The 11,067-nt window shown below is 37.6% G+C and carries 10 protein-coding genes, 1 tRNA gene and 1 pseudogene; 2 read left to right on the top strand and 10 right to left on the bottom strand.

Annotated elements, in window-relative coordinates:
* The 6 genes and pseudogenes from AFL22_RS11255 to AFL22_RS11230 all read right to left on the bottom strand — a co-directional run.
* Positions 1-1,210 (bottom strand): hypothetical protein (locus AFL22_RS11255; protein ID WP_052271450.1); only part of this gene is annotated, 1,210 nt, incomplete at its 3' end.
* Positions 1,203-2,294 (bottom strand): nucleoid-associated protein, encoded by a 1,092-nt coding sequence (locus tag AFL22_RS11250; protein WP_052271449.1) that lies wholly within the window; start codon positions 2,292-2,294, stop codon positions 1,203-1,205. The genes AFL22_RS11255 and AFL22_RS11250, both read right to left, overlap by 8 nt.
* 176 nt (positions 2,295-2,470) lie before the next feature.
* Positions 2,471-3,123 (bottom strand): annotated as a pseudogene (locus tag AFL22_RS23420) (site-specific integrase); the annotation flags it as partial.
* Positions 3,124-3,209: 86 nt separating this feature from the next.
* Positions 3,210-4,082 carry a plasmid partitioning protein RepB C-terminal domain-containing protein gene (locus tag AFL22_RS11240; RefSeq protein ID WP_052271447.1) on the bottom strand — a complete coding sequence of 291 codons (873 nt, stop codon included), beginning with the start codon at positions 4,080-4,082 and terminating at the stop codon, positions 3,210-3,212.
* Positions 4,083-4,089: 7 nt separating this feature from the next.
* Positions 4,090-4,962 (bottom strand): plasmid partitioning protein RepB C-terminal domain-containing protein, encoded by an 873-nt coding sequence (locus tag AFL22_RS11235; RefSeq protein WP_052271446.1) that lies wholly within the window; start codon positions 4,960-4,962, stop codon positions 4,090-4,092.
* On the bottom strand, positions 4,963-6,495 hold the full coding sequence (locus tag AFL22_RS11230) for a recombinase family protein (protein WP_052271445.1): 1,533 nt from the start codon (positions 6,493-6,495) through the stop codon (positions 4,963-4,965).
* A gap of 497 nt (positions 6,496-6,992) precedes the next feature.
* Between AFL22_RS11230 and AFL22_RS11225 the strand changes: the two genes are divergently transcribed.
* Positions 6,993-7,388: a hypothetical protein gene (locus AFL22_RS11225; RefSeq protein ID WP_052271444.1), complete on the top strand. Its 396-nt coding sequence runs from the start codon at positions 6,993-6,995 to the stop codon at positions 7,386-7,388.
* Positions 7,389-7,633: 245 nt separating this feature from the next.
* Here AFL22_RS11225 and AFL22_RS11220 read toward each other — a convergent pair whose 3' ends face one another.
* Complete coding sequence (locus AFL22_RS11220) at positions 7,634-8,893, bottom strand: integrase arm-type DNA-binding domain-containing protein (protein WP_052271443.1); 1,260 nt, start codon at positions 8,891-8,893, stop codon at positions 7,634-7,636.
* Between the two features lie 179 nt (positions 8,894-9,072).
* Positions 9,073-9,147, bottom strand: a tRNA-Arg gene (locus AFL22_RS11215).
* Positions 9,148-9,340: 193 nt separating this feature from the next.
* On the opposite strand from AFL22_RS11215, the gene AFL22_RS11210 reads away from it, so the two are divergent.
* Positions 9,341-10,510: a site-specific integrase gene (locus AFL22_RS11210; RefSeq protein ID WP_052271442.1), complete on the top strand. Its 1,170-nt coding sequence runs from the start codon at positions 9,341-9,343 to the stop codon at positions 10,508-10,510.
* Here AFL22_RS11210 and AFL22_RS24505 read toward each other — a convergent pair.
* The gene (locus AFL22_RS24505; RefSeq protein ID WP_072123908.1) at positions 10,494-10,676 is read right to left on the bottom strand and encodes a hypothetical protein; all 183 of its coding nucleotides are present in this window, start codon (positions 10,674-10,676) and stop codon (positions 10,494-10,496) included. The genes AFL22_RS11210 and AFL22_RS24505 overlap by 17 nt on opposite strands.
* Before the next feature lie 51 nt (positions 10,677-10,727).
* Positions 10,728-11,066 carry a hypothetical protein gene (locus tag AFL22_RS11205; RefSeq protein ID WP_052271441.1) on the bottom strand — a complete coding sequence of 113 codons (339 nt, stop codon included), beginning with the start codon at positions 11,064-11,066 and terminating at the stop codon, positions 10,728-10,730.
* Position 11,067: the final 1 nt, after the last annotated feature.

The following is an 11,067-nucleotide window of genomic DNA, read 5'->3' as shown; positions in this document are numbered from 1 at the left end:
ATATTTTTATAAAGCTGATAAGGGTATCTTTAAATTGATAGAGGACGAAAATAAACCATATAGAGCACCCAAAATAAATCATACATTCAAGTTTTAATAACATTTTATCAGCAGACTTTTTCTTTACTTTTAATTTCGCTAAAGCATCATTTATTACACCGTTTACTTTTTGAGTTAAAACAAGATCTGCATCATCTGAATTTTCTTTACTAAATAGCTCCATGGTTTTATTTGAAGACTCAATAATGTCATTTAGAGAGTTCTTAGCGTTATGGATGCCCATAATAACTACAACACAAGTTAGTAACATAGCTACAAAAATAAGTAACAATCCTGATGGAGTCCATCCTTTAATTATCGCTGTGCTGACTAATACAGCAGGGATTGTTAGTGATTTAGTTTGGTGCTCCTGAACTAATGAGTTTAATTTTGAAAGGAAATCTAACTTCTGGACTTCTACATCATTAATTATTTTATTAATTGAATATTTGTTGATATAGATTTCATAGTTTATTGCGAATAAGTCCCAAAGTTTTTTTGGCGATTTTAATAAAGACGAGAGAAAGTCATCTTTGGAGTCACAATCATTATACAGCTCAATTAATGAAGATCTCATTACGAGTTTTCTTTCATATGAATGGAGGTCAATGTTTGTAAGGCTCTTAATATCGCAAGGTTCAGTATCTATTTCACATAAAAAGCCATCTTCTAAATTTTTCAAGGGCAGCTTATAGGTGGTTATCTTTTTTGATTTACCACCTTCCATAACGAAAATATAGTTAGGCCATGCTCCTGAGTTTTCATATTCAATATGATCAGATATGCGTGACAAGATCTCACACCACTGAGAATAAGCTTTAACCGATTTGCTAACTTTTAGTATACCTTCGTCTTCAAAATCATTAATATAAAAATAGTTCGGAAAATCTGTTTTATTTTTAATTGATACTCTTAATGCTTTAAATAGCTCTGAGATAGAATTAAACCATCCAATTGAACTTGTCAGTAAAATAGATAATTTTATAACGGTATTTTCTTCAGTCTTTTCTAATGCTAAAGAATCTATGTTCTGGGCTTCTTTAAAAGACTCCTCTATTTTTGAAAAAGAAATGGAATCGTAGATCCACACTTGATATGGATCTTCGTATTCGATTGAAACCACATGCTTTTTCATATTGAGCAGTAGTTTAATTAATTCTTCATTATTCATTTGCTAACTCTGATAATTTAGCGATCAATATCGGGTCGGTTATTTTTTGCACTAATGTCACTTCATGTGTATCTTTGTCAAATATCACAGGCTTATCTGAATTAGGTAGACCAATCTGATGCTTTCGGACACTTAATTTTGCAATCGGGGTTTCAAAGTCCAACCACTCAAGCTGTTTCTTATGACTCGCTAAAACTTCAAACTCTTCATTTACTTCAAATCCATTTTCATTAACAAAATCAACAAAAGTATTTTTAATATCAGCTTTGTCTATAGGTAAAATAGCATCAATTTGAATTTGTATTTTATCGAGGGAAATGGACTGCCCTCTTTTACAGCTATCAAAAAGTTCTTTTACTTTTGATTCTAATCTTTCTTTAAGAGCGCGGTTTAAGCTGTTTTCCTTTGCAAAAGATTCGATAGCTTTGATAACCTGCTCACTACTTGTTTTATTTGATACAATCTCATCTGCACCGATTGAAGAGGTGAAATACTGTCTTACTTCTCCACTACCCCGAATAAAGCATAAATTGTTTTTATTTTCGCCATCCTCTACTGCTTTAAATCTAACCAAATCGACTCTCGCACCTTGGAGAAATTTATCTAAGTCAATAATATCTACTGGGTTAAGTTGAAGATTATCTTTGAATCTAAGAGCATCTGTATTTTTTAGCATTAATACTAAGATTCGTTCAAAATATAATTCAGAGGTTCCATCTTCTCTCAAGTTCTCAAGCTTATAGTGAGTAAAAACTAAAACTGCTCCGTTGCTGGCTCGTGATTGCTTTGCTTGAGTTATTAATTTTGTGCTTACAAATTCATCCACGAATTTTTGAAAAGTGCTTTCATCTTGAACATAACTTGAAAGTTTTGCAGGGAATGAATTGAGAGGATATGGTTTAAGGAATTGTGCATGAGTTTTACTGCTTTTATGGAATCTGGCATCAACTCGTGTGGTAAAAGTAATAACCTCACTCTGGTCTATGGGCCAGGGTGTTCCTACTGTATATGACCAATCCTTTTGTTCCTCTTTTGGGGGAACAATCTTTACAGCTATAGCATTGAGAACTTGGATAGAAGCCACTTTAACCTCGAATTGTTGATGTGTAGTAATTTAGAAATTTTTTTTCAGTATGTTCTTATTTTCATAAAAAATTCATTTCAGGTAAAGAAATATTTAACTATTTATAGGGTTAAAAATTATCAACTATATGTATTATAACGTTTTTTATTTTTTAATGGAATTGTCAATGGCATAACTCAATGACATTGATAATGTTTTTTAATGCATTTTGCTTCCTGAAAATAATCATACTTGTCATAGATGCCTTCGACTCCTCTGAGTTTATGGTTCAGACACCTTTCAGCTACCTGGGGGGAACGGATTGTGAAGCTAGTAGGCTCCGGCTCGTTCTTCTCAGATCATGGACAGTGAAGTATGCAATATCGCCCATAACGTTTTTTGGTTTCTTCTTCTTGCATGGTTCAATCCCGAACAGCTTCGCTATGGCTCTGTTGAGAGTTTCTTTTCCCATGTGCGATTTTGACTTGTCCGGCGATTAGGGAAGACATAAGGCGAATCCCATGCTCTTACCTTTAGTTCTTCTAAAATCTCAATAGCGAGCGGAGGAAGTGGGATGACGATGCCAACACCGGATTTGCTCCTTTCCTTAATTAAGAACCATTTTTTATCTTTTAAATTGAATTCTGACCAAGGAGCCTCTGTAAGCTCACTTTTACGAACAGCGAGAAGCAGTAGCAGGGCACAAGCCAAATAATTATCACGAGAGAAGCTGTCAGAGTGTTCTCTGAACACTTTAAAAACATGAGCAATCTCTTCTAAGCTCTATGCTCTTTCTCTGCTCTTTCTCTGCTCTTTCTCTGCTCTTTTCAACTCTTCCGGCATCGCTGACACTTATAGCAATAGCCTGGGTTTTCTTAACTTGAGCGAGTTTGATATCATCATCCTCGAAAAGTTTTAATCCTAAGAAAAAAATATTTAAGTTAATTTATCAATGTCAGATATCTTGGTCAGTTCACTAAGGTAATCTTGTTTATTCCTAAGAAGCCAATGGAAAACCTTAGGGTTTTCGAGTATTTTTTTTATGTGTGAGATAACTATCGTTAACTTCAGGCTATTGGAACCGTAGTTTTCTTTTATCTTTTGCGTATCGAAATGGACCTGAGCCATCTCTTTTTCAAGCCTTTCAATTGCTTTTCTATTACCGGATCTCTCATCAATGTTAGGTTTACCTTTGTCGTTCAAAAGCTCAGGTGATGAACTGTGATAAAGCGATTGAGCAAAAATTTTTGAATAATTATCAAATTTTATCATCAGGTTTGCACATTCAATTTGCCTAAAAGGAATCATCCTTTTTAAGATCATAAATGTGTTCTTAGGTATATCTCTATCATTAAATAGCTCTATAACCTCAGGGCATATGCCTTTAAGAACTGATAGATTACTTTTTAATGAATCGGAGCTTATATTCAAGGCTGAACAGAGCATGTCTTCAGGAACTCCTACTCGAACAGCTTCTTTTAACATTTTCTGAATTTGAATGATTGTTATTCTATTAACTTTTTTGTTGGGAGTATAAGTGTCATAAACAGTTGAAACGAGACAAGCAACTCTTTCTTCTCCAATATCTTTTAATGCCTCAACTCTCAGATGACCATCAAGGATTTTTGCAGTGCCATCAGCCCCATCAATGTAAACCAGTATAGGTTCGACTAATCCAAGTGCAGATATCGTGCTCTTTATTTGTATGTATTTTTGGCTGCTTTTGTAGTTGGTAGGAAGTTTCTTAGTATAAATAAGATCACATAATCTAAAGCTGACCGTTTTTTCATTAAAGCAGTATTTAATCATTTTGGCCTCAGCAAGAAGTATTTTTCATTATAACTTTTACTACTTCATTTAAATTCTCTTCGTCTAAGATTTTACTAAACTCTTCGTTGTCAGATAGCTCTTTGAATATTTGACTGGCTATGAGTAAGTTTCTCTCAACATATTCAGCTTTATTTTTAATTTTTCTATGCTGTGAAATATTATCTTGATATATCTGTTTAAGCTCATCAGTAGTGAGTTTTTTCTTTTTCTTTGCAACTCCGAAACTATTGTTCAGAAATCCTTTCAAACCTTCATCTCGGGAGTCCAATATATCTCTTATTTTACCAACATCTTTATGCTTAATTAAACCTTCATCAAACGCTTTAATTAGTAACTCTTGTCCACCTTCGAAATCTACTCTGGCAATTTCAACTGCAAGTGAGATTGGAATACTTCCTGATTCTACAGCAGATAATAGTTTGTTTTCTCCTTTGCTAATTAGCATAGTTAGGCTGGTAATCCAGTGCAATGATAGGCCAGTAGAATAGGATATTTCTTTGTTAGATAAACCTTGCTCATTCATTTCTTTTATTCGTTGGAACTGCTCACCAGCTCTTGGTATTACACGAGCCATATTTTCAACCAAACTCATTATGTATGCTTTGTTTTCATCAATGTCCAGTATGAAAGCAGGTATTAGCTTTTCTCCCAAAGTTGTGAGTGATTCAAGTCTACCCTGACCACAAATTAAGGCAAATTCATATTTTCTATCCGAAATCCTTCTTACTGTTATTGGCTTTCTTAATCCACTTGTATCGATACTATCTGTTATCTCAGCATGTTTGAATTTGTTCCGAGAACGAGGAATTACAACTTTTATTTTTGATATTTCAAGCATATGAATTTGATCGTCGTTCATTTAGGCTACCTCTATTTCCGCAGTTGAAAGCATATCAAAGAATGTCCTGATGTTGTCAAATCTATACATTTCGAATAGAAGGTTATTATTCTCTTTTAGACACAACTCACTTTCAAAAATTTCAATTGAAGGTAGGATGTAATAATCTACAGGTTCGGTATTAAGGCTGTTCATTCTTGCAATCACATTAACTTCGGGATTTAAGCTCCTGTCTAATCTAACTATCCATCTACATTTTCCAGAACCCATTTTTCGACATCGAGACAGTATTATGGAAAAGGTTAAGCTTTTGTTTATGGTGATTAGTTTGTTATCTAATATAGATACTTCGCCATTATTTATTTCTTGGTGTATTTTATTCACAATGTTGTCATGTTTAATTCGTAAGGCTGAGTTTATTTCTAAATAGCGGTAATCCCGTTCGGGTGTGTAATTTATCAGCTTATATGCTGGAAGAAGTCCTCCAAAGCGGCTTGCTACTACACTACTTGATGGGCCATCATCCTCTTCATCAATGATAAAACCTGATATTTTTCCATGAGTCGAAAGGACCTTTTTTAAAAATTCAAGGATCTCTTCATTGCTCATTTTTATTGAGCGGTTATCAATAATCTCTTTCGCTAACCTGAATTTTTCTTCTGAAATTATGGGTTTAAAAAAGGAATTATACTCAACCCAATCCTCTTCAGGATTTTGAACTCTTTTGGTTTTTAGTTTCTGAGATGTTCGATTATATGTATACTTACCAGTATAGCGATTATTTATAAGCACAGAATGTATCCGGCTTCGTGTCCAATCCGATTTGTCGCTGTATTTATATCCTTCTTGGTTTAGTTTTGAAGCAATGAGATACTCATTTAATCCTTCAAAAATAAACATGTTAAATATTTTCTTTACTAAGTCCGTTTCCTTTTTACTTCCTGGCACTAAGACTATCCTATCTGTTTGCAGACTCTTTCTCTCACCATTGTTGAGTATCATTTTCGCTTTGTTATTATTATCAAGTAACTTTCTTTTAAGTCCGTATCCAGGCACTCCACCTTGATAGTATCCTCGCTTAACAAGATTTACATGTCCGGCAAATACTTTGATTGAAAGGTTTTTACTAAAGGCTCCCGCAGCATACATAAGTGATGAAAGTATGAATGTCTCAGTATCACTATTCGCAGGAAGATTTTCAGCACAGTAGATGACATCTACCTTATTCATTTTTAATAGATATTTATAGTAGATTCCTTCTTGTGGATCTTTAAAGCGACCAAAACGACTTACATCATATACAAGCACAGCATCAATATTGATTTCCTTAGTGAGTATGTCGTTGATTAACTTATTAAAATCATGCCTTCCTGACGTGGATACACCGCTTTTTCCTGCATCATCATAGGTATGCAAGATTTCCATATTGTTGTCGTCAGCATACTTTTTTATGAACTGAGCTTGGTTATCTAACGAAAATTCCTGAAGATTTGTAGACATCCGTAGATATTGGGCTACTTTAACCTTCTGTTTTTGCTCTATTTTATTGTCCATTGCAATGCCTTGGTGCAACTGTGGAATACTGATTTGTATAAAAATTGATCAATTCTTTATCAGTTGCAACTTTTTTTTTCTTTTCTCATGGCATATTTTCAAATGGTCCATCTCTCAACTTATCTGTGAGAGTAAGCGCTTAAGTTTGCGGGAGTTAGGACAGTATGAAATAGGAAGAATTCATAGAAATTCACCTATAAAGTGTGAATTAATAGTAGGGCGGTTTAAAGATGAGAGAGCCATATTGTGAAAGAGTTCGGAGGAGCATATTTTTTGGATAATATTGCCTGGTTGATATTGAGGATAAAACTTATTGAATAAAATGAATAAATCAAAAACAAACACATCAATATTTTTTTCAATGATACTGTCTATAAGAATTAAGCAAAAATATCAGAATATGATTTCTCTTTGGTTATAAATTAATTGAGTGGGTTTGACTTTTATAAAAATAAGATTAATAGTTTAATGATTTTCGATTAAAAAGGAGATTTACTATGGATAAGAAAGAAATAACAGATGATGATATAAAAGAAGTCGTGGTTAGGCTTGGAGAGACTACATCACAATTACTTATTGAAAGAGGAGTATATGACCACTTCAAAAAATTTCCAGGGTGGAATATAGTAATCGATATTTTTAGGAAATATTTTGAACTTGAGTTTGCTGAAAAAGCACTGTTCATAATAAATAACTTTGATTTATCAGGTCATTATACCGAAACAAATGGTAGGGTTGAGCATTGGATCGTAGAAGAATTGTTTGATAATAATTTTGAGAACAACCTTGAGGACATGCTGGTCAGAAGAAGGGTTAAAGAAGAAAAAACTAAGGTAAGTAGCATACTAAGTCCTGATGATGGTGAGCATGATAATTTTAAAAAAAGATTATAAAGTATATGTAAATTATTTTTCTTTAAAATATAAAAGCCAAGCATTGATTGCTGGCTTTTATTCGGTTTGAGTTTATTAGTCTAAATCGCGAAGTTTCTTATCACAAATATCAGATTTATTTCGATATGCTCATTAGCAACCTCTTTGAGTTTATCTTACAAAGGAAAGCTTTAATTTCTTAATAGATATTCGCAGCTCACATTGAGTTATCGATTATAAAATATTTAATACGTATCGTTTGCTACTTACTGTTCTGAATGCTGAATAGAGAAGGAAAAAGGTGTCTGTGCTGCTTCTTTACAAGCTTCCAGATAGTCAGCCCACCATTGCAACATGAGTCTCCGTTCTTCCAAATGCTCCGCTTTGTGTATGTAAGCAGCCCGGACACTGTTGCGTTCCTGGTGGCTCATTTGTCTTTCCACAGCATCTCTCGACCATAATCCCGATTCGATTAAGGCACTACATGCCATAGTCCTGAAACCATGCCCGCAGACTTCTACTTTCGTATCGTAACCCATCGCCCTAAGTGCTTTGTTGACAGTATTTTCACTGATAGGTTTGTCATCCCCGGTAAAACCAATGAACATAAGTTCTTTGTTACCACTGATTGTATGAAGCTCTTCCATAAGTGCTTTGGCTTGTGAGCTTAATGGAACCAAATGAGGCATTTTCATCTTTGCCCCTCTTGCAGAATATTTTACCCCTTCCATAGGTTGTCGCTTTCCGGGGATGGTCCACAATGAATTTTTGAGATCGACTTCTGACCAGCGAGCAAAACGCAGTTCACTCGAACGGACAAAGGTCAGGAGTGTTAACTGCACTGCAATTTGGGTAATGCCTCTTCCTTTATATGCTTCCAGTCTATTCATCAATTCTGGCAATCGCTCCAGAGAAAGGGCAGGGCGATGAACACTTTTAGTGGAAACAACAGCACCAGCGAGGTCGTTTGCAGGATTCTGTTCAATCAATGCATTGTGAACGGCATACCTCATCACCGCCGTAATGCGTTGTTGTAATCGGGAAGCTAATTCATTGTGTCCTGAAGCTTCTGCTTTTTTCAAAGGAACCAACAAATCACGAGTTTTTAGCTCGCTGATATTACGTTTGCCGATGACAGGGAACACATGGGAAACAAGGCTGTTCAAAACAGTTGTTCTATGACTTTCTGACCAGGTTCTGTTACTGGTATGCCATTGTCGTGCAACTTGCTCAAATGTTAGCAAGCCCTTGCTATCAATCTTTTCGGCTTTGCGCTTTTCACTTGGGTCTACATGGTTTGCAACGAGCTGACGGGCTTCATCTCTTCTTCGTCTGGCTTCTGACAATGAAACCTCAGGATAAACACCCAGTGCGAGAATTTTCTGTTTACCAGCGAAGCGATACTGAAAACGCCAGTACTTGGAACCACTTGTGGTGATCAACAGGTGCATACCATTACCGTCGGTCATCTTGACAGGTTTATCAGAAGGCTTTGTATTTCTTACTTTTAACTCTGTGAGCGCCATACTAAAAACCCTCAGATGATGGTATCTGCAATATCGAACTTAACATACCAACATATGTACCAACTAAACAGAGTGGATTTTGAAATACAGCGGTAAACGTTAATGGGCTATTAACGAGAGGTAAGTGTTTGAAGTTAAAGAGTTGACTAGACTTTGAAATACTTTGATGGGCTAACATATGGTGTCCCCTGCAGGAATCGAACCTGCAACTAGCCCTTAGGAGGGGCTCGTTATATCCATTTAACTAAGAGGACGTTGTTCGCGGAAGTTTTGAAGTTGTTCCGACGGTTCGCATCCTATCGTAAAACCTCAGTTTTTTACAAGCTTTGCATTCTAATTTGTTTCGCGTGGTTCCCCTCACTTCACCTTGAACATCGCTTCGTTCACTTGCCAATGAGTACACATTGAGTACAGAATGCCTTTAGGGATTGTGTACAGGAAATCATTGTGGCGCTGAGTGACACCAAATTAAGAAGCATCAATGGCAAAGCTTACAACGGACCAGCGGAACTAACCGATGGTGACGGTCTGAGCGTTCGCATCACTCCATCTGGCACAATTACATTTCAGCACCGCTACCGCTGGAATGGAAAGCCTGTGCGTCTCACTGTCGGTCGCTACCCTTCAACATCGCTGAAAGATGCCCGCATTGCCGTAGGCGAGATGCGTGGATTGTACACGAAGGGGGTTAACCCAAAAACCTATTTTGCCGGAAGCACTGGTGAGCTGACACTGAAAGAGTGCCTCGATAACTGGTGGGAAAAGTACGTTAAAGACCTCAAGCACAACACACAGGTGCTGTACAAATCTGTTGTGTACAACACCATGTACAACGAATTTGAAGATGTGCCTGTTGCCAACATCCCTGTATCAGCCTGGGTCCAGTTCTTTGATAAACAGGAAAAGCTGAATAAGAAGAAAGCCCGCGTTCTGTTGCTCCAACTGCGATCAGTCATTCACTGGTGCATCAGCCGGCAGCTGATACCTTCATGTGAGATCACTAAACTGAGTGTCAAAAATATTGGCAAGAAACCGGACGTTGGTGATCGCGTTCTGACCTACAGCGAGCTCGCTAAAGTATGGCTGGCGCTTGAGAACAGCAAGGTCGTTACATCAAACAGGTTACTGCACCAGATGCTGTTGCTGTGGGGGGCTCGCTTGTCTGAGCTTCGCCTTGCAAATGCTGAAGAATTTAATACCACTGATTGGATATGGACTACCCCATCGGAACATTCAAAGATGGGGAACATCATCAGGCGTCCGATCTTTGAACAAATGAAGCCTATGGTTGAGCGTCTTCTCAATAATGGGAATAAGATTTTGTTTCCTGGGCAGGAGTTGGATAAAGCCATCGACCGCTCTTCTTCAAATCTGTACATGCGGAAACTGAGAGAGAGTATTGATATACCTGAATGGCGCACCCACGACTTCCGCCGTTCTTTGGTGACTAACTTATCAAGCGAAGGGATCATGCCCCATGTCACTGAGAAAATGCTGGGGCATGAACTTGGTGGTGTCATGGCTGTGTACAACAAACACGACTGGCTGGAAGATCAAAGAAAGGCGTATGAGCTGTACGCAGATAAAATATTCTGGCACGTTAAACAGCTCGGTTAATCCCTCCATCACAAATCCATTTCTCCACTGCTCTGCGGCTATACCGCGCCGGATGTGTTAGCACTGGCGCAGGAAAGCCATGCTGCTTACGCAGCCGCCAGAGTGCCGTTCTCGCCTTACCAATTTCGTCCATAACTTCTTTTTCACTCATAAAGTCGTGGTGCATATTCTTCTCCACACATTCCTGCTGCATCAGGATTTTAATCAATGTGACATGTCACACGTTAAGTTTTGTTTCGTGCCAGCCCAGCCGAACCCAGCAGGCTGACTCTTCTTTCAATGGGCAATCCTGCACAGGAAGATTGTCACCACACTTGCCGCACTTGCGCTTACTCATCGCTCTGAACCGGCTACGGACCCGTGCATTGTCCTGGCGGATTAACAGCGCTATGTACTCGTTCAGCTCATACGGTTCACGACCGGGGCGGCGTGCGGCGCAGTTCTGCGCCAGCATCTCCAGTTCCTGACTATCCAGCGCCAGCTCCAGCTTTTTACCACCGGCAGCGGCCTGTCTGGCACGCTGCTCTGCTTTGCGTTCGGAGGGGGATTTAGGCATT

The organism is Pantoea sp. CFSAN033090 (assembly GCF_001264395.1).
In the GTDB taxonomy this organism is placed as follows: Bacteria; Pseudomonadota; Gammaproteobacteria; order Enterobacterales; family Enterobacteriaceae; genus Pantoea; species Pantoea agglomerans.
This window is presented reverse-complemented; position numbering and strand designations above follow the sequence as displayed.

What these genes read in the sequence shown, in the direction of transcription:
- AFL22_RS11240 (WP_052271447.1), bottom strand. Translation starts at nt 4,082, where the DNA reads ATGATTAAATACTGCTTTAATGAAAAAACGGTCAGCTTTAGATTATGT.
- AFL22_RS11235 (WP_052271446.1), bottom strand. Translation starts at nt 4,962, where the DNA reads ATGAACGACGATCAAATTCATATGCTTGAAATATCAAAAATAAAAGTT.
- AFL22_RS11230 (WP_052271445.1), bottom strand. Translation starts at nt 6,495, where the DNA reads ATGGACAATAAAATAGAGCAAAAACAGAAGGTTAAAGTAGCCCAATAT.
- AFL22_RS11225 (WP_052271444.1), top strand. Translation starts at nt 6,993, where the DNA reads ATGGATAAGAAAGAAATAACAGATGATGATATAAAAGAAGTCGTGGTT.
- AFL22_RS11220 (WP_052271443.1), bottom strand. Translation starts at nt 8,893, where the DNA reads ATGGCGCTCACAGAGTTAAAAGTAAGAAATACAAAGCCTTCTGATAAA.
- AFL22_RS24505 (WP_072123908.1), bottom strand. Translation starts at nt 10,676, where the DNA reads ATGCACCACGACTTTATGAGTGAAAAAGAAGTTATGGACGAAATTGGT.
- AFL22_RS11205 (WP_052271441.1), bottom strand. Translation starts at nt 11,066, where the DNA reads ATGCCTAAATCCCCCTCCGAACGCAAAGCAGAGCAGCGTGCCAGACAG.